Raw genomic sequence first — 24,102 nt, 5'->3', positions numbered from 1 at the left:
ATGACACTGACGACAGGCACCACGTCCGTTTCGGTCGATACCGACACCACGGACGAACAGCAGTACAACGAGACGCTCACTTTGCTGTCCGAGGGTTCTGTGCACAAGCACTTCGATCCGTACGTCGACATCGACTGGGAGTCCGAGAAGTTCGCGGTACCTGCGAACGATCCCCGCTGGGTACTCCCCGCCAAGACCGACCCGATCGGCGGCCACGACTGGTACCGCGCACTGCCGCTCGAGAAGCAGATCGAGATCGGCATGTGGCGCCAGGCCAACGTCGCCAAGGTCGGTCTACAATTCGAGAACATCCTGATCCGCGGCATGATGCAGTACGTGTTCTCCCTGCCCAACGGCTCGGCCGAAGCACGGTACTGCACTCACGAATCCATCGAAGAGTGCAACCACACCCTGATGTTCCAGGAGATGGTCAACCGCGTCGATTCCGACGCCCCCGGCATGAGTCGGCCCATGAAGATGCTCTCGCCGTTCATTCCCCTGTTCGCCACGCTGCTGCCCGAACTGTTCTTCGTCGGCGTTCTCGCAGGCGAGGAACCCATCGACCACATTCAGAAGTCGGTCCTGCGGTCCGGTGAAGACATCCATCCGATCATGCAGAGCGTCATGGCAATTCACGTCGCCGAGGAGGCACGACACATCTCGTTCGCGCACCAATTGCTGCGACGTCGCGTTCCCAAGATGTCCAAGGCCGGGCGGTTCCTGCTCTCGCTGGCCTTCCCGGTCACGATGCGCATCCTGTGCGACGTCATCGTCATTCCGCCGAAGAAGTTCTGGACCAAGTTCGACATTCCCAAGCAGGTGAAGAAGGACCTGTTCTGGGGCACCGAGGAATCACAGCACGCGCTCCAGGACTACTTCGGAGATGTGCGCATGCTGGCCACCGACACCGGCATGATGAACCGCGCTGCTCGCCTGGTGTGGAAGCTGTGCGGAATCGACGGCAAAGCGTCGCGTTTCCGTAGCGAACCCGACCGCAGCTCGAGCCAGTTCGCCGCATAGCCCTCTCGCCGCTCAGCCATTCTTGCCCCTGCCGTCAGGAACCCCTCATGCCCCACGTCGTCACCCAGTCATGTTGCAGCGACGCGTCATGCGTCTACGCGTGTCCCGTCAACTGCATTCATCCCACTCCAGACGAGCCGGACTTCCTGACGGCAGAAATGTTGCACATCGACCCGCAATCGTGTGTCGATTGTGGCGCATGTGTCTCGGCCTGCCCGGTCGACGCCATTGTGCCGCAGGCGAAACTGACCGAGGCACAACTGCCGTTCCTGACGATCAATGCAGATTTCTACAAGCAGGAGCGCCCGCCGCGGCCCATCCTGGCACCGGTCACACCTGCAGCCTCGGTATCGAGGGATCGTCAGCCGCTACGAGTCGCAATCGTCGGATCGGGACCGTCGGCCATGTACGCAGCGGACGAGCTGCTCACCCAACCCGGCGTTCGCGTCGATGTCTACGATCGACTTCCGCGGCCTCACGGCCTCGCCCGACTCGGCGTCGCACCCGATCATCAGAAGACACGTCAGGTGTCCCGGTTGTTCGAAACCATCTCCGCGCAAGAGGGATTCACCTACCACCTCGGTGTGGAGGTCGGCAAGGACGTCACCCACGACGAGTTGATGGACACCCACCATGCCGTGATCTACGCCGTCGGGGCATCATCGGATCGTGAGCTCCGCATTCCAGGAGCCGAATTGCCCGGGCGCAGTTCGGCGACCGACTTCGTCGCCTGGTACAACGGCCACCCCGATCACGCGCACCGCACCTTCGACCTTTCGCACGAACGTGCCGTCGTCATCGGTAATGGCAACGTTGCACTCGACGTCGCGCGCATTCTGACGATGAATCCGGATGCGCTCGCCCAGACCGACATCGCACCGTATGCCTTGGACGCCCTGCGCCACAGCGCAGTTCGTGAAGTTGTCGTCGTCGGCAGACGCGGAGTTGCTCAGTCCGCCTTCACGGTGCCCGAGTTCGCCGGATTGTTGACCGTCCCCGATATCGACCTGGCCATCGATCGCAGCGAACTCGCACTCGATCCCGTCACCGTCCGACTCGCCGAGACCGACGACCTACCCCACGCCGTGGCACAGAAGCTGCAACTGCTTCGCCACGTCGACGAATCCCCCGAGCACAGCGACGGCCGCAAGCGAATCACTCTGCGCTACCTTCTCTCTCCCACCAGAATCCTGGGCACCGACCGCGTGACGGGAATCGAGTTCGACCGAATGGGCCTCTCCGCGGACGGCGACGACGTGGTTCGCAGCACTCCGACCGGCGACGTGGAGAGCATCGAGGCCGGACTCGTCCTCACCTCCATCGGCTACCGCGGTGTCGCGCTTCCCGGAGTTCCGTTCGACGACCGGGCGGGCATCATTCCCAACACCGGCGGCCGTGTGCTGGAGGAATCCGGCGGGCAGACTTCGGTCGGCAGCTACGTCACCGGGTGGATCAAGCGGGGTCCCTCGGGATTCATCGGCACCAACAAATCCTGCGCTCAGGAAACCGTCGGCCATTTGGTCGACGACTTCAACGCCGGTCGCCTGACGGATCCGATCGAGCTGCCCGACACCTGGCCGACCGGGGCGAACCGGGGCACGCTACGACGCTCGAAAGACAGGCTGCTGGCCCTGCGCCGCTCCTGATTGCTCACCTCGGTTGGGATCAATGCGCCTTTCGGTCACTCCAACTGCAAGAAAGCCACATTCATCCGGGTGACGAAGGCCGCAGAACCAGGGAAGCGGTGTCGAGGTTGAAGCGTCGACCATCGGGGTAAACCAAGGCATCGGCCACCGATTCGCGGCGAGCCAACACCTCGAGGAGTACGAGATGACGGCCCTGCGACGCATCTTCACCAGGACTGCTGTCCCAATTGTCGGTATTGCCGTGGCGTTGGTGTGCGCGGTACCGGCCCAGGCTCTGCCGACGCCCGGTGACCTCGCAAATGTCCCGGCCCGGACCTCGCTGTCGTACGAACACATTCCGACGGGGACCTACGTGGGCAGCGCGGAGGACAACTCGGCGCGCCCGGGACTGTCCACGGTCAAGCTCTACATGGCCGACTACGTCGTCCGCTTCGGCGACGGTTCGCCCAGAGACCTCGACCTGGCAGCCAGGATGGTCCAAGTCAGCGACGACGGTGCCGCTTCGACGCTCGACAACAAGTACCCACAGGCGATTTCGGCAACCGCCGCGGAATTCGGACTCACCTCTACCTCGCGGGGCGGTTTCTGGGGCAACTCGTCCACGAGCACAGCCGACACGGTGCGATTCCTGGCGGCGAAGAAGCGCACCGATCCCGCCAGCCCCGTCCTCGCATGGATGAACACCGCGGCTCCTGTGGCACGCGATGGAATGGTTCAGGACTGGGGCACCGAGCAGTTGCCCGGCGTGACCGGGACCAAGTGGGGATGGGCCGACGACCGATCGAGTGTGGTGGCGTCCGCGTCGATCGGCGATGACTTCGTCATTGCATCCAATACATACGGACCGACCCGATCCAACACCGACGACGTCATGGCGGGCCTCGGCGGCATCGAATTGACGGCACCGCCCGCCGCCGCTCCTCTTCCGAACCTTCCCGTGATACCCGGCCTGCCGTCGGTCGAGGAACTACTGCAGATGCTCGCTCCTCGCTGACACGTTCGAATAGTTTGTCGGACCCCTCCCTTACTCTGCGTCTCACCGAACAGTTCGGGGACCACACCGGGGGACGTGGAGGGGACGACGATGAGTCGTATCGATCTGGACAATTTTTTCAAGTACACGCGCGCGACGAACGCGTGGGAGGATGCCGACCCGAGCGAATTGCTCGACAGCGGAATCGGTTTCGCCCAACTCGGATCAGCCGGGAGAGACAGGGTCCGGCTGGTTGCAGAACGCTTGGCCGCTGTGGGCGAGCAACAGAGTCGTCCGGTGCACGACCGCGCAGCGCGAACACTCGACGAGGCTCTCGACGCTGCTTTCGAGAGTGGTTGGCAGCCGGCCGAACTGGTGCACGTAACCCGCCAGTGCGCCGGAGGCGACGCCACTGTGGTCATGGTCGAGGCTATCGGCGCACACGCGGCGCGAAGCTCAGCGGAGCGCCTCGCTCCGGGTTCCTGGCGTGATCAATTGTCCGAGCTGCACATCGACTACGCAGGGGGCACGACGGCCGAGCGCCTTCGGCGGTGGCGGTCGTACAACCGACGATCGTCGACGCAGTCCTGGTACACGCTGTTGCTCGTACTCGGTTGTGCGACGTGGTTGTTGCCCCTCGAGAAGCTCCTGCCCCCTCCGGGTCGATGGACCTCACAGTCGGCAGCGAGCGGCCCCGGACAAGCCACGGACTCGAAGATGCTCGGCAGAATACGAGGGCTGCTGGCCAAAGCCGAGTCGACGCAATTCCCCGCTGAGGCCGAGGCATTATCGGCCAAGGCCCAGGATCTGATGACCCGCTACGCGATCGACAGTGCGCTTCTCGACGCGGGGAACCATCGCAGCCTGATCGACGATGTCGTCACCCGTCGCATCATGGTGAGCAATCCGTACTCCAAAGCCAAACTGCTTCTGCTGCACTGCGTATGTCATGCAAATGGCACCAGGACGCTATGGAAGAAGAAGTACTTGCTCGCCAGCGTCATCGGCATGCCCGTCGATCTCGATCTGTGCGAGCTGCTGTACACCTCGCTGCTGGTCCAGTCGGCACGTGCACTCGACGAGGTCGCCGAATCTCCGACTACGCGCACACGCAGCTTCCGCAACGCATTCTTGATCGCATACGCCCATCGAGTCGGCGAACGACTTCAGGACGCACGCAAGCGAGCCACGGCGGCGGCAACACAGCAACACGGTTCTGCACTGGTGCCCATCCTGGCGAAGCGATCCGATGCCGTGGATCGTGTGTACGCCGCCCGGTACCCGGCGACGAAAACGATCAGGTTCAGCAGCAACAATGCGGCGGGATCGTATGCCGGCCGCGCTGCCGCCGAACGCGCCGACCTGACCGGTGGGCGCGAACGTATCGACAAATCCGATCTGGCCTCGTAGTGCGGGCTACATTGGCTGACATGACCGGTCTGGATACTCCGCTGACGCCACTTCGCTTCCTCGAACGCGCTGCCGAGGTTCATCCCCACAAGACCGCCGTGGAGGACGGACCGCGCACCTTCACCTACGAGCAGTTCGCCGCCGCCGTCACCCGGCTCGCGCGTGCACTGCGCGCGTCGGGGGTCGGCCACGGCGATCGGGTGGCCTACATCGCGTCGAACTCGGCGGAGCTACTGTTCGCGCACTACGCGGTGCCGCTGGCCGGTGCCGTTCTGGTCGCGATCAACACCAGGCTCTCACCGGACGAAGTTCGCTACATCTGCGATCATTCCGGTTCGGTTCTTTTGGTGGGTGATTCGGCACTGCTGGCCGGCCTTGGAACAGATCCCATCGCAGATTCGGTCACCGAGATCGTCGAGACTCCCTCGGTGGACGGCACGTACGAGAAGCTGCCGCACACCACTCGATACGACGCATTCCTCGAACGGGGCACGGACGAACCGATAGAGTGGGAGGTCGACGACGAGACGTCGACCATCACGATCAACTACACCTCGGGCACCACCGGTCGACCCAAGGGCGTGATGTACACCCACCGCGGTGCTTACCTCAATTCCCTGGGCGAACTGCACCACCAGGGATTCGGTGTCGACACCCGCTATCTATGGACGCTGCCGATGTTCCACTGCAACGGGTGGTGCACCACGTGGGCGGTCACAGCCGCGTCCAGCACACACGTATGCCTTCGCGGAGTGCGCGGCGACGCCATCTGGTCGGCCATCGACAACGGCGTCGATCACCTTGCCGGTGCGCCGACCGTGTTGACCACTCTCGCCACTGCTGCAGAGGCACATTCACTCGATCGACCGCTGACCATCGTCACAGCGGGAGCTCCTCCGAGCCCGACGATCATCGCCAAGATCCGAGCATTGGGAGCAACGCTCGTACACGTCTACGGCCTCACCGAAACCTACGGTCCCTATTCGGTGTGCGAGGCAAAGCAGGAGTGGCTCGAACTGGACGCCGACGAACAGGCTCGTCGTTTGGCCAGACAGGGAGTCGGCATGCTCACTGCGGACCGTCTGCGCGTGGTACGCGACAAGCCCGGTCCCGGTGGAGTGTTGATCGACGTCGAACCCGACGGCGGCGAAATGGGCGAGATCGTCATGCGCGGCAACAACGTCATGAAGGGGTATTACAACGACACCGCCGGAACGACAAAGGCTTTCGCGGGCGGCTGGTTCCATTCCGGTGACCTCGGGGTGATGCATCCCGACGGCTACGTTCAGCTACTCGATCGCGCCAAGGACGTCGTCATTTCCGGCGGCGAGAACATCTCGACCATCGAGGTGGAGCAGGCGCTGGCGAGCCATCCTGCCGTCGCCGATGTTGCGGTCATCGGGGTTCCCGACGACAAGTGGGGAGAGCGACCGAAGGCGTTCGTGGTGCTGGTGCCCGGCGCGGACGCCTCGGAAGCCGAGCTCGTGGCGCACGTGAAATCGGCCATCGCGTCGTACAAGGCCCCGCGCAACGTCGAATTCATCGTCGAGCTGCCGAAGACATCGACCGGCAAGATCAGGAAGAAGGAGCTGCGCGACGCCGAGTGGGGCACGTCCGCGTCGAAGATCAACGGGTAGCCCGCTCTGGTCACGCCATCTGCACACCGGCGATTTCGGTGACGCCGCCCTTGCCGTCGAACGACAACTGCCGAAATGCCACCTTCTCGACGAAGAACCTGTCGTGGCTCACCAGGATCACCGCGCCGGGAAACGCCATCAGTGCGCGTTCGAGCACCTGGGTGCTCTGCAGGTCGAGGTGGTTGGTGGGCTCGTCGAGCACGATGACGCCTGCGCCGAACAACAGGCACTGCGCCAATGCAACTCGTGCCTTCTGCCCTCCGGACAGCACGCCGATCTTCGACTTGAGATCCATCTCGGAGAACTGCAACAACGTGAGAAAGCGGTGCACTTCCTTCTTCGTCGCCGTCAGAGCGAGACTGCCCGGCATCGCGTTCACCGAATGCGACACCGTGTCGTCGAGATCGAGATCGGCCAGCACCTGGTTGTAGTAGATGAACGACGGCGCTTTGGTCTTCCATTTGATCTTGCCGCTGTCCGGCTGCTCGGCACCGACGAGAATGTCGACGAGAGTGGTCTTTCCACATCCATTGGGTCCGGTGATGGCGATGCGGTCACCGCGGTGCACGGTGAAGGAGATGTTGTCGAAGAGTCGTTGCTCCCCATAGCTCTTGGCGATCCCGTTGATCTCCGCCAGGTTGTCGTGCACATGCAGACCGCCGTAGATAGCGGTGACCACCGTGTCGACCGGCCGTGGACTCTTGCTCTTCTTGATGTTCGCCAGTCGACGTTTGAGCACCCCGCTGGGGTTCTTCACTGCTTCCTTGCGATCACTGATCGCTTCTTGCTCGTAGGCCAGCAGCTGTTGTTCGTTGCTGAACTCACGTTCGAGGTTCTTGAGTCGAAACTGTTTCTGCTGAACGTATTCCGAATAACTACCGTCGTACGTCTGCAGGTGATGGTTCTCGATTTCGACGATGCTGGTGACGACCTGCTCGAGGAATGCGCGGTCGTGCGAGACAACGAGAAGCGCGCCGCGGAAATCTCGTAGCCAACGTTCGAGCCACGCGATTCCGGCAACATCGAGGAAGTTCGTCGGCTCGTCGAGGAGCAGGACGTCCGGGGCCTCGATGAGGATCTTGGCCAACGCTGCGCGGTTGCGCCAACCACCGGACAGTCGATCGACAGGAAGCTCACGTCGTTCGGCGTTGAATCCGAGCATCGACAGCACCGTGTCGATCTGCTGGTGGTAGGTCCAACCGCCGCTGTTCTCCATGGCGTCGAGCAGTTCGGCTTGGCGGTCGACGAGCTTGTACATCTGCTTCTCGTCGAGGTCACCTCCGAGTGCGGCCTCGACCTCGGCCAACTCGACCTCGATAGCGTGGACAGCGACGAAAAGAGATTCGAGCTCCGCCTGGATGCTGCGATCGCCGTCGAGTTCCGAGAACTGCGAGAAGTACCCGATCCGGGCGCCCTCGGTGACATCGACCGTTCCCGTATCGGGCGTCTCACGTCCAAGAAGCAGCTGCAGCAGGGTGGTTTTGCCCGTTCCGTTGCGCCCGATCAGACCGATGCGATCGCCGTCGGCGAGACGAAAGAACACCTCGCGCAGCATCACCTTCTGGTCGTATCCCTTGGCAACGTCGTTCAAGCGAATCCAGCTCAAGCGTCCACTTCTCCTGAATACACGGGTCCGCTGAGTAGTCGAACCGGGCTCGCTCACTCTAGCCGCGCGCGGCTCCGTTCGATTCTGCTGCTCACGTGGACTCCCACAACCACAGGTAGTAAGCGAGGCGCTCACTGTCGAGGTCGATGCCGTACGCGTCCAAGAAGGCCGCGCAGTAGTCGCGTCCGAAGTTGTACTCGGTGCTCCAGATTGCCGGTGCCAGGTCTGCCCATCGATCGGCGACGCCCATGGTGCCCATGTCGACGTGTGCTGCCCAGGATCCGTCGTCGGCGATCAGGGTGTTGGGCATGCAAGCGTCGCCGTGGCACACGACGAGTCGATCGATCGGCGGCGGTTCGACCGGCAGGTCGCGATCGCCGATGCGAGAGATCACCGACCAATCGAACGGGCATTGTGCGACGGGGACAGCATCATGAAACGCCCGAAGGCCGGTCGCCGCCCCTCGAACTGCGACAGCCGGGTCGGTCTTCCACCGATCGGCTACCGCGTTCCCCCACGGCAAGGCCTCGGTCACCATCCAGGAGCCCGAGTCATCGGAACCGGTGTCGAGGACCTCGGGCACCGGGCTGTATCGAATCACCCACTGCAGACGACGCCTCTCCTCCTCCAAGTCGATCGAGGCCGCGACCGGCGTCCACTTGACGTAGCGTCCTGTGCCGAGACGAAAAGTCAACCCGCCCAGTTCATTCGACCACACCGGCTCGATATCGTCAGGTCCCGCCAAGTCTCGCACCACGGTCGGCACTGTGATGTCGCCGTCGGGCACACTCATCGATCGGTGATGTTCGCAAGAGAATCGACGGGCGGAGACACCACCACGGGGTCGCGACCCGACCACAGATCCAGTACCGCTTTGGGGCGCGCCAGCAACTCTCGCGCGTAGTTACGCACCACTGCAAGGGTATTGCAGTCGATGCACTCGGCCGTGACTCCGTCGACGTCGAGGTCCATGTCCTCACACAACGCTACTGCTCGCGACACGTGGAGGGGTTGGCTGATGATCAGTCCCCGTTCGACGCCGAACGTCTCCTTTGCGCGGGCGCAGGTGTCGTAGGTGTCGATGCCGTGATCGTCTCCGATGATCACACTGGGGTCGATTCCGTGCTCGATCAGGTAGTCGGTCATGGCTTGAATCTCGTTGCCGGAGTTGCCGTCCGCGTCACCGGAGACCAGGATTGCCTTGATCTTCCCCGCTGCCATCAAGGCAATCGCCGTGTCGAGCCGTCCGGCCAGAAATCGCATCGGCTTGCCGTCGCGCACCTGTGCACCGAGGACGATGGCCACCGGCGCGTCCGGCGCATCGTCGACGTCGTAGACCTTCCCCGCCGTCGCATACGCCACCCAACCGGCCGATGCCAGAACGACGGCAACCAGGGCGGCGACGACCGCACAGAAGGCACCGACGAGTCGCCGGCCCAATCCTCGGGGCTTCGATTCGGTACTCATGATCTCGTTTCGTCGTCGTCAGGAAACCTCAAGCTAACCCACGAATACGGCGACCGAGGGTCGCCGCAGCGCACCCATACCGATTCCACAGTGATCCCTCAGAGCCCGCCCCTGCTTGATTGCGCAGTTCGGAGGCGGAGTACCGTTCGATCAGTGAATCCGCTGCTGACCTCTCGACGGTATGTCGACTTGCGTCTGCAAGCCAGCGCAACCTGTTGACGGTCCTCCAGACCGCAACCCCCTGAAGTTCGGCCCATCGGCCGACCAGCACTTCTGTCGCCCATCCCTGGCGACACCTCTCCTTTTCGAAAGGCATATCCATGTCTGCCCCCAGCGCTACCCGAACGCGCCGTGTCCGTACCTGGGCAACCGCATTCGGTCCACAGATCATTGCCGGACTCATTCTCGGAGTCGTATTCGGACTCATCGCCCGATCGATGCCCGACGCCGCCGACGGGAACGAGAACTGGTTGGTCGGCACCCTGTCGACCATCGGTTCGAGCTACGTCAAACTTCTCACCGTCGCGGTGATCCCGCTGGTGTTCACGGCGATCGTCAGTTCCATCGCCAACCTGCGCGAGGTCACCAATGCTGCCCGTCTGGCGATCCAGACGCTGTGGTGGTTCGCCATCACGGCATTCATCGCCGTCATCATCGGCATCGTGATCGGGTTGGTCGCGCAGCCCGGCTCGCGTACCAGCGCGGGCGCCGATTCGGCGGGCGATCCGTCGAGCGTCGGGTCGTGGTGGTCGTTCCTCACGGGGCTGGTGCCGAACAACTTCCTCGCGCTCGGTGCGAGAACTACGGTCGCCGACAGCGGCACCGCAACCACATCGCTGAGCTTCAACATCTTGCAGTTGCTCGTCATTGCCGCTGCCATCGGTATCGCGGCACTCAAGGTAGGCAAGAAAGCCGAGCCGTTCCTCGAGTTCAACGCGTCACTGTTGGCCATCGTGCAGAAGGTGCTGTGGTGGATCATCCGCTTGGCACCGATCGGCACCGCCGCCCTCATCGGCAACGCAGTGGCGACCTACGGCTGGGATGCAATCGGCTCACTCGGAGTCTTCACCGTGTCGATCTACGTCGGCCTCGCCGTGGTGTTCTTCGTGGTGTACCCGTTGATCGTTCGCGCGCACGGCCTTTCGGTGCGCAACTTCTATTCGGGAGTGTGGCCGGCCACCCAGCTGGGCTTCGTCTCGCGTTCGTCGATCGGAACCCTGCCACTCACCGAGCGCGTCACCGAACGCAACCTCGGAGTTCCGCGCGAGTACGCGTCGTTCGCGGTACCTCTCGGGGCGACGACCAAGATGGACGGTTGCGCGGCAATCTATCCCGCGATTGCAGCGCTCTTCGTCGCTCAGTTCTACGGCATCGATCTCACCATCACCGATTACCTGCTGATCATTGTGGTGTCCGTGATCGGTTCCGCCGCAACGGCAGGAACAACGGGTGCGACGGTCATGCTCACCCTCACGCTGTCGACACTCGGATTGCCGTTGGCCGGTGTCGGTCTGTTGCTTGCGGTGGAACCGATCGTCGACATGGGACGCACCGCAGTCAACGTGACCGGTCAGGCATTGGTGCCGACCATCGTCGCCAAGCGTGAGGGAATTCTCGACCTCGAGCGCTACAACGCTCCGCGAAACGGTGACCCCTTCTTCGACGAGGAAGCGGACGTGGAACTCGCTCGCTGACAGAGCCATTCGATCTGCGATTCCCGACGACCGAGCACCTGGGTCGTCGGGAATCGGCGTCTATAGCGGTGGTGACAGAGCTTCGACCGCGGACGCGGTGTCTGTATCGGTCGCCTCGACACTGGCGAAATAGTGTCGAAAGAACTCCCGCATCGTCTTGATTATCTCGATCTGTCGCGTAATTGCGAACCGAGCTGAGCCGTCCTCCCCAACCGCCAAACGGTGAAACTTTGCCCCGAGCATCTGTGCTGAGGGCAGCTCTCCGAACGCTTCGGGTTTCGACAGCCTGAGCGTCATTTCGAGCATTCTGTACAATCGTCCAGGTAGTTTGCACATACGTTGTCACACGCGCGCGCCATGTCCGCTTCGATATGAAGTGTGCCGTCCGATGCTTGCTGTCGTAGAGACCGCCAGTGGGTCAAGTTCTGGGCGAGTCGTTCGGATTCGTTGATCATTGCGTCCCCTGTTCAGGCCGGCAAAAAGCTTTGGAGCTCGGTGGCATGTCTTTGGACCTCGGCGCAAGGGTCCCCCAAAACGTCTTCCAATCCGATCCTGTCCAAGGCGAAGATGATCAGGTTCCCCCTACGTCGAGCACGATGTCGCAGCCAGTTGGCGGATCTCCCTGGTAATCGGTGTTGTACCTCACCGCGTCGCGTGAGCCGACCTGCAACGGCGATTGGCGTTGATTCTGTGGGCTCCGCAAGTATTCGTCGATCGAGTTGATCGATGACATGACGGATAGGTAATACCAAGGGCTGGTTCCGGAGGCGTCCCAGGTGCAGTTTTTCCAACCTGGGTAGGTGGTGAGACCTGCGAAATCCGGTCGCTCAGTGCTGACGTCCAATCCACTTGCCGTCACTGCAGATTTCGGAATGGTGCATGGATCGAATGGCTCCGGACCGGCCGCCACCGTCGTCGATTCCGTCGAGGCGTCCCGACTCGCGACCGGGCTGCCCTGCGTCGAGCCCCCACACCCCGTCAGCACCAGCGCCGAAGCACAGACCACCGCGAGCAAACGCCCGCCCACCAGCCGCATTCGTTCAACCTCTCGACACAGACGTCACTGAACGGTTGGACGCGACGCGTGCTCGATCGGTTCCCTCAGACAGGCTGAGAGGCTCGCAGCTCCCGAGTCGCCTTCGAGGTGCGGCTCCTTCGTTCTGCCGCCCACACCCACAGCGCCAGCGATATCAATGCGATCACTTCGGCGACGACGAGCACCCGCTCCACGTAGCCGAGTGTGACTACGCGGTACCAAGGCCGCGAGCCGGTTGCTCCCACTGCCAGCGCGTAGACGATGGGCATCAGTGTCACGACGGAGAGCGCGCTGAGTCCCATGGTCACGCGGGCGCGCACTGCCCACACGGTGTCACGAAGCCAGGGCCGAGAGAACGTAAAGACTGCGACCGGGATGCTGACGAACGCCACGGCAGCCCCCAGTCGATGGATCGTCCCGCCGAGACTCAGTGAGGCGTCGTTCGACCAATCCTGTTTCGGCACAGCGACGACGGCAATAAGTCCCAGGGTCCACAGTGTGAGGAAGATCGAGGCTATTGCGCCAGGCCGAGTGAGGCGATGCCGAATCGCGGACACGAGGGTGAGCGCCGAACCGAGAGCGAGTAGGACGACCCCGATCGAGAACACCCACTGCTGCGCGCCGAGTCCGTATTCACTGATCGTGCGACGCAGATGCGAGGGCGTCTGCCACGCGGTGTGCAGATCGAGAACCAGCACTACCAGGGCTCCCAACACAATCAGCAGCGCGCCGATCATGGCCGATCGAATCCGCACCTTGGCACTCCTCTCGGCCGACGAGGGTCGCCGTCCACACTCCATGTTGCCCGACAAATCGATGTGCCCCCTTGACGGAGGACCGAGGCACGAATAACGTACAACCACATGGTTGTAGATCAGTTGAGTGATGCGGAGGTCGATCGCCTCTTCCAGGCGTTCGCGGACACGACACGACGTGACATCGTCGCCAAGGTCACCGTGGGCGAACAGTCGGTCTCGGACTTGGCATCTCACTACGCCATGAGTTTTGCCGCAGTACAAAAACACGTCGCGGTCCTCGAACGTGCTGCCGTGATCACGAAGCACAAGCGTGGCAGGGAGCAGATCGTGAGAGTTCGATTGGACACCATCGCGAAAGCTCGTGAATTACTCGATACCTACGAGGAGATCTGGCGACACCGGGTCGACCGGATCGACGACCTTCTGTCCACAGATGAGAAAGGCTGAATCATGCCGTTCATCAGCTCACACAAGGATGCGGAGAACTTGACCATGACCTTGGTCGCCGAGTTCGACGCGAACGTCGAACGGGTCTGGCAGATTTGGGAGGACCCACGCCAGCTCGAAAAATGGTGGGGCCCACCGACGTGGCCCGCGACATTCGACAGCCACGACTTCGTTCCGGGCGGAAGGGCGTCGTACTACATGACCGGCCCTGAGGGCGAAAAAGCCGCCGGCTGGTGGCTTTTCACCGAGATCTTCGCGCCGACCACACTGTCCTTCGATGACGGTTTCGCCGACGACTCCGGCAACCCGTCGTCGACGATGCCCGTCACCCATGCCACCGCGACCCTCGAAAACGTCGACGGCAGAACGCGTATGACCATACGTTCGCGATTCGACAGCCTCAGCCAGCTCGAAGAACTCGTCGAGATGGGCATGGACGAGGGTATGGCCCTGGCACTCGGTCAGATCGACGCCATCGTCGCTGACTGATCGTTGTGCACGGAAACTCGGTCTCTGCTACGAACTTTCGTGCACGTGCGGCGAAGCCGCTCTATTCCGGAACCGAGCTGACGGTGAACGGCTCGACGGGCTCTCCCCCACGCTTGTCGAACTGACTGTTCACCACGTACAGCCGATCGTCCATCGCTGCAACGGTTGTCGGATACGCGAACGATGCGTCGGTGATCTCGCCGGTGACCGCGCCGGTTCTGCCGTCGTCATCGAGGTCGACCTTCGCGATAACACCGTCGCGATTACGGACGACGTACAGCGTGTCGTCGTCCATCTCCATCCCGTCGCCGTTCATGAGTGTCGCTCCCCCGAGATCGACCTGTGTGACCTCCTTGGAAGTCTTGTCGATCCGATACAGGTTGCCGGTGCTCGACTGCACGACGATCAACGCAGATTCGTCGTCGTTCTCCACGATGCCGTTGGCGTTGAACCCCTCGCCGTACGCGAACGGAGTGCCGTCGAAGCTCACGAACGTTTCCAACGGTCCGTCCTGCGTTCCGGCGGTCATCTGTTCGGCGGGAATGCGGTACAACGCCGGGCTGCGCGAGTCCGTGACGTAGGCATCGCCGTTGTCGGCAATGGCGACGTCGTTGAGGAATGTCGCGTCTGCACCGAGACCGTTGGTGAACGTGGCCACCAGGTCACCGGATTCGGCGTCGTACACCCACACCTTGCCGGTGGCTCCACCGGCGATCACCAGGTAGTCGGCGCGATCGTCGTCATCGGTCACATCGATACCCGCAGCACCGGTGCGTCCGTCCGCGCCGCCGGGTAGGAACACCGACACATCGGGAGATCCGACGGTTCCGCGGAACACCGCTCCGTCGGACGTCGACGTCACGTAGAACGTGTCGTCCGCGGCGGTGATGCCCTCGGGGAACACTCCGCTACCGGGTAGGTCGTAGACCGTTGCGGTGCTCGAACTCGATGACGTTGTCGCCGACGAGGAGGAACCGCTCGGGGTGCTCGGTGCCGGCTCGGCCGAATCCGAGGACCCGCAGGCACTCAGCAGGAGTGTGGCAACGGCAACAGCGGGGACTACTCGGGAGACTCGGTTCACACCGTCGAGTGTTCCATATGTCTCAATTCTCGGGCATTTGTCCTGGTGAGCAGATTTTCCTGGCGTCGGTTTCGTACAGTCGTTGCCATGAGTGCCCTTTCCTCCCTTGCCGCAGCCGACAGCGACCTCGGAGGGATTGCCGGATGGGCAGTGAGTTTGATGGAGGCCATCGGCGGCCCTGGGGCCGGAATCGCCGTCGCCGCGGAGAACTTCTTCCCGCCCCTTCCCAGCGAGATCATCCTCCCTCTCGCCGGGTTCACCGCGTCGCAGGGCGGCATGACGCTGCTGAGTGCGTTGTTCTGGACGACGGCAGGCTCGGTGATCGGCGCACTCGTCCTGTACTGGCTCGGCATCAAGCTCGGCCGCGATCGGATGTATGCCATCGTCGAGAAGATGCCGTTCGTCGGCACCGAGGATCTGACCAAGGCAGAGGACTGGTTCACCCGTCACGGTCGGTCGGCAGTGTTCTTCGGCCGCATGATCCCGGTCGTCCGTTCGGGCATATCCATCCCGGCCGGCGTGTCCCGGATGCCGATTCTCCAATTCACCCTGTACACCACTCTCGGCAGCCTGATCTGGAACTCGATCTTCGTACTCTCCGGCTACTTCCTCGGCGAGAACTGGCATTACGTGGAGAACTACGCCTCGGTGTTCCAGTACGTCGTCATCGGCATAGTCGTCGCGCTGATCGCCTGGTTCGTGGTGAAGAAGATCAAGTCCAGACGCGTCGAGGTGCAATAGCCGCTCACAGATCGTCGATGTCGATGAACCCGTCCTGCAGCGCACGCACCAGCAACGTCGCCTTGGTCGGTGCCGTTCGCCCCACCGCCGTGTATTTCGCTCTGATGCGAGTCAGATGTGTATTGACGGTTCCCATCGACAGATAGAGCGAACGGGACGCCTCCGCTTTGGAATCCGAGATGAGCCAGGCGGTGAGTACTTCGATTTCACGAGCGCTGAGCCGGGGGTCGGGTGCGTCGCCGACGCGGATATCGAGCACTGTCATGGAGGTCCTTGGTGTCGGGCACCGCCGCTGTCCCGGTGGCGCGAACACGGCCAATGACACCGCAACCGCTCCGCTGGGTCACTCCGAGGAATGACCGAGGTCGCTCTCACCTGAGAGTGAATACTGTCGCCCGCGACCTCGATCTTGGCCCCACCTGGGTAAAGTCCGGCTCTATGACCGAGCTCGACGCGACCGCCGCCCACTTCGTCGAGGCGGGTGTGTCATTGCTCATCGCACATCCGCGCAAGATCCTCGAACGCGGACTGCGCATCGAGGACGTCGTCCACGAGACCGAGTCGTCGACGGCGACGTTCTTCCGCAAGTTCAAGACCAAATCCGACTTCCTCGCCGCGGTCGTCGAACATTTGTCCCGTACTCCTCCACCGGTCGCCATCCACGACATCGTTCGCGCGCAGATGACGAACAGCGGCGCGTCGATTCGCGCATCGGTGTCGGCGCTCGTCGCGGACCACTTCCCGGCAATCGTCGACCGGAAGAGCACCACCGCGTCTCTTCTCGACCATGTTTTCCGCGGACCCGCTTCCGCGGCACTCGCCGCTGAGTACCGCCTGCGTGACGACGCCGTGCTCGACGCATTCGAGGTGCTGTTCGCTCCCGACGGTGGAGCCTTTCGCCGTCCCTTCACGGCCCGATCGTTCGCCGTGACGGTCAATGCCGTCGTGGACGGCTTTCGCATCCGCAGTCAGGTCGACGCCGCTTCCGTATCGGCCGATGTGTTGTCCGATGCGCTGCTCGCCTTCCTCGGGGCCGTCGTCGACACGTCGGGGCATCATCAGCACCTCGATGACGTCGTGGGGGAAGTCGGTGTCTCGGGCGAGGAGCGGCCGCTGCCCCGCGATCCGCGTGCTGCGATCGTCACCGCTGCGCGCGACGAGTTCGGAAAGCGTGGCTACTTCATGACGCGAATGGACGACGTCGCCGATATCGCGGGAGTGCCGAGGGCGGCGTGCAAGACACTGTTTCCGACCAAACCGTCCGTCATCGTTGCAGCACTGCAGAGTCGAGTCGATCGTCTTCGCGAGTCGGTGGCCGACGACCAGTTGCTGGGCCTCGACGAGCTCACGATTCTGCGGAATCACATGCTGCGGTGCGCGCAACTCGCCGCCGACGAACTCGAGTTCATGGACGCTCTCCTCGTCGCCGTCGCACACGACACCTACGGCGAGCCGGAGGGGCTGATCTCGATCAAGGAGAAGCTCAACCTGCCGGCGATCATTGCACCGGTCATCGCGCGAGGACAGGACACCGGCGTCTTCCGAACGAGCTCGAGCCCAGTGGATCTCGCTGCCGGAATCACCAACACTCTGCTGATGCGATGCTTCACCCGACGACAGAACAGCCCACAGGACAACGCGACGTTCGTCGGTGAACTTCTCCTCGACGGACTCGGTACGCACTGAACATCGACCGGCCGTGTGTCATCGAACCCGAAATTGGCGATGCTGCAACCACTCCCCTGATTCAGTTCTTCGATACGCGGTACCGGCCGCCTTTGACGACGAACACCACGTATCCCAGAACGGCCAGCAGGTACAGCGCCGTCGGGACGGCGAGAACCCAGACGCCGACCGAGTCGCCCGTCGTTGCACCCGCAACGCCGGTGATCCAGGCGAACAGCAATGCCGTTGCCGCACCGATCCACTCGAGGTCCTCGGCCATCTTTCGGTTCAGCTCGGGTCGGTTCTCGGCGGCAGTCCAATACTCGTGCATCGTCCGGCTCGGCAGATTCACCATGGACCCCGGAACCTTGGGGAACCACCACCCGATGCTCGCGAACAACCCGATGATCGCGAATCCGATGCCGCCCATCGTGAGCAGGAAGGACAGCTTCGACTCCATGCGATCGACCTGACCGGACCCGTCGAAGTGCGCGGGCACTTGATCCCCCGCAGTGACGGCGACCCAGATCAGAGCGACGATGAACGCCAGAGTTGACAGCAGTAGGGCCGCACGCGAGAGCTTCATCCCAGTCGACTTTAATGCCTTCGGCAGTGGTGTGGTTGAGTGCCGTAGAAGGAACTTGTTCGCACCACCGCCGGAGGCATCGATGCCCAACAACGAGTTCGGGGACTTCCAGACCCCGATCGAGTTGGCACGTGCGTTGGTGAACACCCTGCCTCGACGGCAGTGGACTCGTGTCCTGGAACCCACGTGTGGTGTCGGGAACTTCTTGTCGGTCATCGGTGAGCGTCACCCCGACACAGAACGGGTCGGAATCGAAGTGCAGCCCGAGTACGCCGCGGCAGCATCGATATTCGGCAGGGTGATCACAGCATCGATCTTCGATTTCGACCTGGCGCGCGACATCGCATGGACGTCGGAGTCGGGCCCGACCCTCGTCGTCGGCAACCCACCGTGGGTGACCAACTCACAGCTGTCGGTTCTGGGTTCCAACAACAGACCGGCTCGTGCGAACACCGGGAACGTGCGCGGCATCGATGCGATCACCGGAAGCTCGAATTTCGATGTTGCGGAGTTCATTTGGATCAAGTTGCTCACCGAGTTCGCAGATCGCCCGGTCACCGTTGCGATGATCTGCAAAACCCAGGTAGCTCGAAACGTCCTGTTGCACTGCGCTCGGCACGGCCTTCCGATCACCGGTTCGAGTCTGCGCCCCATCGACGCCAAGAAGTGGTTCGACGCCGGAGTCGATGCCTGCTGGTTCGTGGTCGAACTCGGAACCGGTGCCACCGACCACACCGCGCAGATGTATTCGAGCATGGACGCACTGCACCCCAGCAGCAGGATCGGAGTGGTCGACGGACAACTCGTCGCGGACGTCGACGCCTACGAGCGAAGCAAGCAGTTCGATGGCATCAGTCCATTGATGTGGCGTCAGGGCATCAAACACGATGCGTCTGCCGTCATGGAACTGGCCGAGAACGACGGCCCACGAACCAAACTCGGAGCTACGGTCGACGTCGAGACAGACTTCCTGTTTCCCCTGTTCAAATGCACCGACGTCTATCGCGACAAGTTGAGCGTGGTCTCGCGATGGATGATCGTGCCGCAATCCCACACCGGTGACGACACCGCACAGTTGGCGGACAGCGCACCGAAGTTGTGGAAGTACCTGACCGACAACGCGACAGCTCTCGATGGCCGGAAGTCGTCGATCTACCGAAATCGCGCCCGGTTCTGCATCTTCGGTGTCGGGCCGTACACGTTTGCGCCCTACAAGATCGCGATCTCCGGATTCCACAAGATTCCGCAGTTCAGGATGGTCGGCCCCTACGACGGAAAACCTGCGGTGTTCGACGACGCCACCTATCTACTGCCATTCGAGGACCCAGCGGCATGCGCCGTCGCCCATGCACTGTTGACCGGACCGGAAGCGACTGATCTCATCGCGGCCCTCGCATTCTGGGACAGCAAGCGACCGGTGACGAAGAAGCTGTTGCAGCGCATCGACCTACGGGCCATCGCCTGCGCGACGGACACCGTCGCGCTGAGAGAACGTGCTGCCGATGGTGCGGCCGTACACGGTCTACTGTTGGGGGCAGCATCGCTCACTCGCGCGGTGGATCTCGCGAGGGGACTGCCACAATGAGTGTCGATACTCCTCAGCGACAGCCTGTTCCGGAACTGGTGCTGCTGTTCATCGGCGGATTTATGTACGTCGCTGCCACTGTGGTGAAGTCGGATGCGTTGTTCATCGCGTCGATCTTCCTCTGCGTGTTCGCAGGTTTCGCAGCCTTGATCTCGACGCGGTTGTCCCGTCAGAGCCGGCGAACCATCGCGCTTGCCACCGTTGTGGGAGTGGTTCTCACCGGCGTCGGCGCGGTGTACATGGTGAAGGACGCCTCGGAACCCGTCATCTTTTCACTCGGTCTTCTTCTCTACCCTGGCGGCAGTCTCGCGCTGTCCGGGTTCATCAACCTGGTGTCGAACCGAAGAAGAAAGCCCCGGTCGAACCCACCGCTTACAGACGTCACAGATCGGACTTGATCGTCTCGGCCAGTCGGTCGAGGAATTCGTCGTTGCGTTTGTAATGCACCCAGGGGCCGATCTTGGTGCTTGTCACCAGCTGCGCGCGTTGCAGCACGGCCATGTACTGCGAGGCTGTGGACTGCGAAACACCCGCCCGCGATCGAATGTGCTTGAGGCACACTCCTACGTCCTCGGCGGGCTCGAGCTGGGGCGGAAAGTCATTGGGATCCTTGAGCCACCGCATGATCGCCAATCGCGCGGGATTGCTCAGCGCACCGAACACCGCCGCGAGCTCTGCGGGGTCCAGTTCGTCAGCCACCCTCGAAGCCTACTCCAATATCGCAATATCCCGATATGTGGTCTACTAATGACATCGCAATATCGCGATATCCAGATAGGAGAAGTTCATGTCACACGTAGCAGTGATAGTGGGAGCCAACGGAGTGATCGGCGGTAACTTGGTCGATCACCTGCAGCGAACAGGTGATTGGGACATCGTCGGGCTCTCACGCCGCGGCGGTATCGACGACGGACGCGTCCGGCACATCGCGGTGGATCTGCTCGACGCCGACGAGACGCACCGCAGACTGGCCGAGCTCACCGACGTCACGCACATCTTCTACGCCGCGTATCAGGAGAGACTGAGCTGGGCCGAACTCGTCGCCCCCAATCTCTCGATGCTCGTCAACGTGGTCACGGCCATCGAGGACAGTTCACCGGACCTCGAGCACGTGAGTCTGATGCAGGGATACAAGGTGTACGGCGCACACCTGGGGCCCTTCAAAACCCCGGCGCGAGAATCCGATCCGCCCCACATGCCGCCCGAGTTCAACGTCGATCAGCAGCAGTTTCTCGAGGCGCGGCAATTCGGCAAGCGATGGACCTGGTCGGCCATCCGGCCATCGGTGGTGTGCGGTGTCGCTCTGGGGAACCCGATGAACCTGGCCACCGTCATCGCCGTGTACGCCACCATGTGCGCGAAACTGGGCGTCCCCATGCGGTTTCCGGGAAAGCCCGGTGCCTTCGGCGCGCTGCTCGAGATGACCGACGCATCGTTGCTCGCAGAGGCGACGGTATGGGCGGCCACCACGCCGACCTGCGCCAATCAGGCGTTCAACATCACCAACGGCGACCTGTTTCGCTGGAGCGAGATGTGGCCGCGCATCGCGGGTCTGTTCGACCTCGACACCGCAACTCCGTTACCGATGTCCCTGGCGGACGTCATGGCAGACAAGGAGCCGCTGTGGGATTCCATCGTCGCCGAGCACGGACTGCAGTCGACTCCGTATTCCGACGTCTCTTCCTGGGCATTCGGTGATTTCGTGTTCTCCTGGGATTACGACGTCATCGCCGACGGTTCCAAGGCCCGTCGCATGGGATTTCACCGCTTCGTCGACACCGAGGCCATGTTCGCCGGGATCTTCGCCGAGCTACGCAGCCGGCAAATCATTCCGTGAGGAGCCACCCTGCGTGGCGTGTAGGTGAGCCGGATAGTTTGAATCGGCACCAACGCCGATCGAGACCTACGGGAGAACAATGCATCCGTTCGACACAGCAGTGGCACTCGAGACCGTTTCCGACGGCATTTACCGCGGTAGGACGTCGGCACCGTACAACAACATGGTCGGCCCGTTCGGTGGTCTCACCGCCGCAACGTTCGTCCGTGCCATCGAGCTGCATCCCGAATGTCTGGGTTCACCGGTCTCGCTGACGGTGAACTTCGCCGGCCCCGTCGCCGAGGGTGAGTTCGATATCTCGGCGCGTGCCGTGCGCACCAACCGAAGCAATCAACACTGGTATCTCGAACTGACTCAGGGTGGCGACGTCGCCACCACCGCAACAGCAGTGTTCGGTACGAGGCGCGAGACGTGGGACACCATCGAGGCAGTGGCACCGACCGTTCCCTCCCCCGCCGAGACGCCCCGAGGCACATTTCCCGATGCAATCGCCTGGGCACAGAACTACGAGATGCGCTTCGTGGCAGGCGCTCTGAGCGACCAGGAATCCGCGGACTCGACCGAAACCCTGTGGATTCGAGACACACCGCCGCGTCCGTTGGACTTCCCGGCACTGACATCGCTCAGCGATGTGTTCTATCCCAGGATCTTTCAGCGTCTCGGTCGCTACGTTCCGGCGGGCACCATCTCACTGACGACCCACTTCTTCGCGACGCCCGAGGATCTCGTCAGCCACTCCGACGGGTACATCCTCGGCACTGCCCGAGCGCGCCGCTTCCACCGAGGTTACTTCGACCAGACGGCCGAACTGTGGACCGGGGGCGGGACATTGCTGGCGACGAGTCACCAGGTGGTCTATTACAAGGCCTGACCGACCGACTGTTCCAGCACGCGCCGTACGGCTCCGCGCGCTCCGCTGTCCTGAAGCGACCGTTTGGCCCTCTGGTACGCGCCTCGCAGCCGAGGACTGGTCGAGAGACCCCCGAACACAGCAGGATTCGCCAGGAAGGCACCGGGGTTGTCGTGGTCTTCCCAGGACAGCCGCTGAAGATGTTCGGCATCCGCGTCGAGCATCGGCACGTCTCCGCGCTCGTAGACACCGCACCACGCTGCGAGTATCAACGCGCAGTGGTCGACGCATCGATCCCGGGCCAGCAGGTCGCGGATCACCGGCAGTACGAACTTCGGAATGCGGGCGGACGCGTCGACGATCTGCCGTTCGAGCGTGTCGCGAACGGCAAGGCTGGAAAAGCGTTGCAGCAGTTGGTCTATGTAGCCCTCGATGTCGATTCCCGGTACAGGGGCGAGGGTGGGTGCGGCCTCGTTCCGCATGTACGACGCGACGAATTCGTGCAGGTCTGGGCTGGCCATCACCTCGTGCACGTGGGTGTACTCGGCGAGTATGCCGAGGTAGCTCATCGCCTGATGGGAGCCGTTGAGCAGCCGCAGTTTCATGTGTTCGTACGGCGCGACGTCGGCGACGAGTTGCACTCCGACCTCGCCGAAGGGAGGTCGCCCGAACGAGAAGGTGTCTTCGACCACCCACTGCGAGAACGATTCCGACCGCACCGGCCAGCCATCGTCGATTCCGAAGTCGCTGCGCACGTCCTCGATGACGGCGGCCGTCGTAGCAGGGGTGATGCGGTCGACCATCGAGTTGGGAAACGCCACCGTTGCGTCGATCCAGTCGGCGAGATCGGCGTCGTGATGACGGGCGAACGAGGTCAACGCCGTTCGGGTCACCGACCCGTTGTGAACGATGTTGTCGCACGACATCACGGTGAAGGGCGGAATCCCGTGGTACCGGCGGGTGGCGAGGGCAACGGTGAGGAAGCCGAAGACACTCGACGGTACCGAGATGTCCCCCAGGTCGTGCAGCACTGCGGGATCGGTGGGCGCGAACGCTCCGGTGGCGTCGTCGACGCCGTAACCGGACTCGGTGATGGTCAAGGACACGATCATCGTGGCGGGTGAGCTGAGCACATCGAGTACGCCCTGCGGATCGTCGGGCGCGTAGACGAAGTCGGCGACCGAACCGATCACCCGGGCGTCCCGTCGACCGTCCGGATCCACTGTGACGAGGGTGTAGAGGTGGTCCTGCGAGTCGAGGACGTCCCCGATCTTCCTGTCTCCCGGCAACACTCCCACTCCGCACAGAGCCCAGTCGAGATGTCCGGCCGCGAGCAGCCGATCGAAGTACACCGCCTGATGTGCGCGATGAAACGCGCCGACGCCGAAATGCACCACACCGCAGTGCAATTCGTCCAAGTCGTAGGCCGGCTTCGTGACGGTCGCAGGCAGCGATTCCAACGTCGCGCGGCGAAGCATGGTCATGACAGGTTCCTCGGGTCGAACGATTCGGATGGAATTGGTGAGCGGTGGCGCTCCCGGGCATGTGCTGCCCCCAGGAGCACCACCGCAGTT

At 62.6% G+C, this 24,102-nt stretch carries 24 protein-coding genes; 14 read left to right on the top strand and 10 right to left on the bottom strand.

Translation table 11 applies throughout. The annotated features are described in order from the left end of the window. The 5 genes from CH296_RS18615 (at position 1) to CH296_RS18595 (ending at position 6,686) form a co-directional block, all read left to right on the top strand. Positions 1-1,020 carry a diiron oxygenase gene (locus tag CH296_RS18615; RefSeq protein WP_094630705.1) on the top strand — a complete coding sequence of 340 codons (1,020 nt, stop codon included), beginning with the start codon at positions 1-3 and terminating at the stop codon, positions 1,018-1,020. Between the two features lie 47 nt (positions 1,021-1,067). After that, entirely contained in the window at positions 1,068-2,666 is a 1,599-nt protein-coding gene (locus tag CH296_RS18610) for an FAD-dependent oxidoreductase (RefSeq protein WP_094685473.1), read from the top strand. Positions 2,667-2,850: 184 nt separating this feature from the next. Continuing rightward, complete coding sequence (locus CH296_RS18605) at positions 2,851-3,660, top strand: hypothetical protein (protein WP_094685472.1); 810 nt, start codon at positions 2,851-2,853, stop codon at positions 3,658-3,660. A gap of 90 nt (positions 3,661-3,750) precedes the next feature. Beyond that, positions 3,751-5,049 carry a DUF2786 domain-containing protein gene (locus CH296_RS18600; protein ID WP_143546387.1) on the top strand — a complete coding sequence of 433 codons (1,299 nt, stop codon included), beginning with the start codon at positions 3,751-3,753 and terminating at the stop codon, positions 5,047-5,049. Between the two features lie 20 nt (positions 5,050-5,069). Continuing rightward, complete coding sequence (locus tag CH296_RS18595; protein ID WP_094685470.1) at positions 5,070-6,686, top strand: AMP-binding protein; 1,617 nt, start codon at positions 5,070-5,072, stop codon at positions 6,684-6,686. Between the two features lie 10 nt (positions 6,687-6,696). Here CH296_RS18595 and CH296_RS18590 read toward each other — a convergent pair whose 3' ends face one another. The 3 genes from CH296_RS18590 to CH296_RS18580 all read right to left on the bottom strand — a co-directional run bounded on the left by CH296_RS18590 (position 6,697) and on the right by CH296_RS18580 (position 9,759). Next, positions 6,697-8,292 (bottom strand): ABC-F family ATP-binding cassette domain-containing protein, encoded by a 1,596-nt coding sequence (locus CH296_RS18590; protein ID WP_176459246.1) that lies wholly within the window; start codon positions 8,290-8,292, stop codon positions 6,697-6,699. Positions 8,293-8,383: 91 nt separating this feature from the next. Then, positions 8,384-9,085, bottom strand: coding sequence for an aminoglycoside 3'-phosphotransferase (locus tag CH296_RS18585; protein ID WP_094685469.1), 702 nt, complete (start codon positions 9,083-9,085; stop codon positions 8,384-8,386). Then, the gene (locus tag CH296_RS18580) at positions 9,082-9,759 is read right to left on the bottom strand and encodes a vancomycin high temperature exclusion protein (RefSeq protein ID WP_045194325.1); all 678 of its coding nucleotides are present in this window, start codon (positions 9,757-9,759) and stop codon (positions 9,082-9,084) included. Before CH296_RS18580 ends, CH296_RS18585 begins: the two co-directional genes overlap by 4 nt. Before the next feature lie 320 nt (positions 9,760-10,079). Between CH296_RS18580 and CH296_RS18575 the strand changes: the two genes are divergently transcribed. Then, on the top strand, positions 10,080-11,453 hold the full coding sequence (locus tag CH296_RS18575) for a dicarboxylate/amino acid:cation symporter (protein WP_094685468.1): 1,374 nt from the start codon (positions 10,080-10,082) through the stop codon (positions 11,451-11,453). A 571-nt stretch (positions 11,454-12,024) separates the two neighbouring features. Here CH296_RS18575 and CH296_RS18565 read toward each other — a convergent pair. Then, on the bottom strand, positions 12,025-12,489 hold the full coding sequence (locus tag CH296_RS18565) for a DUF3558 domain-containing protein (protein WP_094685466.1): 465 nt from the start codon (positions 12,487-12,489) through the stop codon (positions 12,025-12,027). 65 nt (positions 12,490-12,554) lie between these two features. Next, positions 12,555-13,244 carry a DUF998 domain-containing protein gene (locus tag CH296_RS18560; protein WP_256980501.1) on the bottom strand — a complete coding sequence of 230 codons (690 nt, stop codon included), beginning with the start codon at positions 13,242-13,244 and terminating at the stop codon, positions 12,555-12,557. Between the two features lie 108 nt (positions 13,245-13,352). On the opposite strand from CH296_RS18560, the gene CH296_RS18555 reads away from it, so the two are divergent. Together CH296_RS18555 and CH296_RS18550 are read left to right on the top strand one after the other, a co-directional pair. Continuing rightward, entirely contained in the window at positions 13,353-13,694 is a 342-nt protein-coding gene (locus tag CH296_RS18555) for an ArsR family transcriptional regulator (RefSeq protein WP_032379688.1), read from the top strand. 3 nt (positions 13,695-13,697) lie between these two features. Continuing rightward, positions 13,698-14,183, top strand: coding sequence for an SRPBCC domain-containing protein (locus CH296_RS18550; protein ID WP_094685464.1), 486 nt, complete (start codon positions 13,698-13,700; stop codon positions 14,181-14,183). A 61-nt stretch (positions 14,184-14,244) separates the two neighbouring features. On the opposite strand, the gene CH296_RS18545 is transcribed toward CH296_RS18550, so the two are convergent. After that, positions 14,245-15,264 carry an SMP-30/gluconolactonase/LRE family protein gene (locus tag CH296_RS18545; RefSeq protein ID WP_094685463.1) on the bottom strand — a complete coding sequence of 340 codons (1,020 nt, stop codon included), beginning with the start codon at positions 15,262-15,264 and terminating at the stop codon, positions 14,245-14,247. Between the two features lie 87 nt (positions 15,265-15,351). On the opposite strand from CH296_RS18545, the gene CH296_RS18540 reads away from it, so the two are divergent. After that, the gene (locus tag CH296_RS18540; RefSeq protein WP_094630717.1) at positions 15,352-16,005 is read left to right on the top strand and encodes a DedA family protein; all 654 of its coding nucleotides are present in this window, start codon (positions 15,352-15,354) and stop codon (positions 16,003-16,005) included. Positions 16,006-16,009: 4 nt separating this feature from the next. Here CH296_RS18540 and CH296_RS18535 read toward each other — a convergent pair whose 3' ends face one another. Next, entirely contained in the window at positions 16,010-16,270 is a 261-nt protein-coding gene (locus CH296_RS18535) for a LuxR C-terminal-related transcriptional regulator (protein WP_032395056.1), read from the bottom strand. Positions 16,271-16,443: 173 nt separating this feature from the next. Here CH296_RS18535 and CH296_RS18530 point away from each other — a divergent pair, with 173 nt between their 5' ends. After that, a complete protein-coding gene (locus CH296_RS18530; protein WP_094630718.1) occupies positions 16,444-17,691 on the top strand; it encodes a TetR family transcriptional regulator C-terminal domain-containing protein in 1,248 nt (415 codons plus the stop codon). A 61-nt stretch (positions 17,692-17,752) separates the two neighbouring features. Here CH296_RS18530 and CH296_RS18525 read toward each other — a convergent pair whose 3' ends face one another. Next, the gene (locus CH296_RS18525; RefSeq protein ID WP_094630719.1) at positions 17,753-18,256 is read right to left on the bottom strand and encodes a DUF1648 domain-containing protein; all 504 of its coding nucleotides are present in this window, start codon (positions 18,254-18,256) and stop codon (positions 17,753-17,755) included. Positions 18,257-18,338: 82 nt separating this feature from the next. Here CH296_RS18525 and CH296_RS18520 point away from each other — a divergent pair, with 82 nt between their 5' ends. After that, the gene (locus tag CH296_RS18520; protein ID WP_094685496.1) at positions 18,339-19,841 is read left to right on the top strand and encodes an SAM-dependent methyltransferase; all 1,503 of its coding nucleotides are present in this window, start codon (positions 18,339-18,341) and stop codon (positions 19,839-19,841) included. After that, entirely contained in the window at positions 19,838-20,239 is a 402-nt protein-coding gene (locus CH296_RS18515) for a hypothetical protein (protein ID WP_143546386.1), read from the top strand. The genes CH296_RS18520 and CH296_RS18515 overlap by 4 nt, the downstream gene beginning before the upstream one ends. On the opposite strand, the gene CH296_RS18510 is transcribed toward CH296_RS18515, so the two are convergent. Next, on the bottom strand, positions 20,223-20,540 hold the full coding sequence (locus CH296_RS18510; protein WP_032395051.1) for a helix-turn-helix transcriptional regulator: 318 nt from the start codon (positions 20,538-20,540) through the stop codon (positions 20,223-20,225). The two genes, CH296_RS18515 and CH296_RS18510, sit on opposite strands and share 17 nt — an antisense overlap. Before the next feature lie 88 nt (positions 20,541-20,628). Here CH296_RS18510 and CH296_RS18505 point away from each other — a divergent pair, with 88 nt between their 5' ends. Both CH296_RS18505 and CH296_RS18500 read left to right on the top strand, forming a co-directional pair. Further along, positions 20,629-21,678, top strand: coding sequence for an SDR family oxidoreductase (locus tag CH296_RS18505; protein ID WP_094685461.1), 1,050 nt, complete (start codon positions 20,629-20,631; stop codon positions 21,676-21,678). Between the two features lie 79 nt (positions 21,679-21,757). Further along, entirely contained in the window at positions 21,758-22,549 is a 792-nt protein-coding gene (locus CH296_RS18500; RefSeq protein ID WP_094630723.1) for an acyl-CoA thioesterase II, read from the top strand. Here the strand turns inward: CH296_RS18500 and CH296_RS18495 are convergent. Next, positions 22,537-24,012: a mannitol dehydrogenase family protein gene (locus CH296_RS18495; RefSeq protein ID WP_094685460.1), complete on the bottom strand. Its 1,476-nt coding sequence runs from the start codon at positions 24,010-24,012 to the stop codon at positions 22,537-22,539. The two genes, CH296_RS18500 and CH296_RS18495, sit on opposite strands and share 13 nt — an antisense overlap. Positions 24,013-24,102 lie beyond the last annotated feature (90 nt).

It is taken from the genome of Rhodococcus sp. 14-2496-1d (assembly GCF_002259365.1).
Lineage (GTDB): Bacteria > Actinomycetota > Actinomycetes > Mycobacteriales > Mycobacteriaceae > Rhodococcoides.
The sequence above is the reverse complement of the archived record's forward strand: the minus strand, read 5'-3'. Positions and strand labels throughout refer to the sequence as shown.

What these genes read in the sequence shown, in the direction of transcription:
- CH296_RS18515 (WP_143546386.1), top strand. Translation starts at nt 19,838, where the DNA reads ATGAGTGTCGATACTCCTCAGCGACAGCCTGTTCCGGAACTGGTGCTG.
- CH296_RS18585 (WP_094685469.1), bottom strand. Translation starts at nt 9,085, where the DNA reads ATGAGTGTGCCCGACGGCGACATCACAGTGCCGACCGTGGTGCGAGAC.
- CH296_RS18565 (WP_094685466.1), bottom strand. Translation starts at nt 12,489, where the DNA reads ATGCGGCTGGTGGGCGGGCGTTTGCTCGCGGTGGTCTGTGCTTCGGCG.
- CH296_RS18525 (WP_094630719.1), bottom strand. Translation starts at nt 18,256, where the DNA reads ATGAAGCTCTCGCGTGCGGCCCTACTGCTGTCAACTCTGGCGTTCATC.
- CH296_RS18535 (WP_032395056.1), bottom strand. Translation starts at nt 16,270, where the DNA reads ATGACAGTGCTCGATATCCGCGTCGGCGACGCACCCGACCCCCGGCTC.
- CH296_RS18595 (WP_094685470.1), top strand. Translation starts at nt 5,070, where the DNA reads ATGACCGGTCTGGATACTCCGCTGACGCCACTTCGCTTCCTCGAACGC.
- CH296_RS18495 (WP_094685460.1), bottom strand. Translation starts at nt 24,012, where the DNA reads ATGACCATGCTTCGCCGCGCGACGTTGGAATCGCTGCCTGCGACCGTC.
- CH296_RS18500 (WP_094630723.1), top strand. Translation starts at nt 21,758, where the DNA reads ATGCATCCGTTCGACACAGCAGTGGCACTCGAGACCGTTTCCGACGGC.
- CH296_RS18505 (WP_094685461.1), top strand. Translation starts at nt 20,629, where the DNA reads ATGTCACACGTAGCAGTGATAGTGGGAGCCAACGGAGTGATCGGCGGT.
- CH296_RS18605 (WP_094685472.1), top strand. Translation starts at nt 2,851, where the DNA reads ATGACGGCCCTGCGACGCATCTTCACCAGGACTGCTGTCCCAATTGTC.
- CH296_RS18530 (WP_094630718.1), top strand. Translation starts at nt 16,444, where the DNA reads ATGACCGAGCTCGACGCGACCGCCGCCCACTTCGTCGAGGCGGGTGTG.
- CH296_RS18550 (WP_094685464.1), top strand. Translation starts at nt 13,698, where the DNA reads ATGCCGTTCATCAGCTCACACAAGGATGCGGAGAACTTGACCATGACC.
- CH296_RS18555 (WP_032379688.1), top strand. Translation starts at nt 13,353, where the DNA reads ATGGTTGTAGATCAGTTGAGTGATGCGGAGGTCGATCGCCTCTTCCAG.
- CH296_RS18575 (WP_094685468.1), top strand. Translation starts at nt 10,080, where the DNA reads ATGTCTGCCCCCAGCGCTACCCGAACGCGCCGTGTCCGTACCTGGGCA.
- CH296_RS18520 (WP_094685496.1), top strand. Translation starts at nt 18,339, where the DNA reads ATGCCCAACAACGAGTTCGGGGACTTCCAGACCCCGATCGAGTTGGCA.
- CH296_RS18610 (WP_094685473.1), top strand. Translation starts at nt 1,068, where the DNA reads ATGCCCCACGTCGTCACCCAGTCATGTTGCAGCGACGCGTCATGCGTC.
- CH296_RS18600 (WP_143546387.1), top strand. Translation starts at nt 3,751, where the DNA reads ATGAGTCGTATCGATCTGGACAATTTTTTCAAGTACACGCGCGCGACG.
- CH296_RS18580 (WP_045194325.1), bottom strand. Translation starts at nt 9,759, where the DNA reads ATGAGTACCGAATCGAAGCCCCGAGGATTGGGCCGGCGACTCGTCGGT.
- CH296_RS18615 (WP_094630705.1), top strand. Translation starts at nt 1, where the DNA reads ATGACACTGACGACAGGCACCACGTCCGTTTCGGTCGATACCGACACC.
- CH296_RS18540 (WP_094630717.1), top strand. Translation starts at nt 15,352, where the DNA reads ATGAGTGCCCTTTCCTCCCTTGCCGCAGCCGACAGCGACCTCGGAGGG.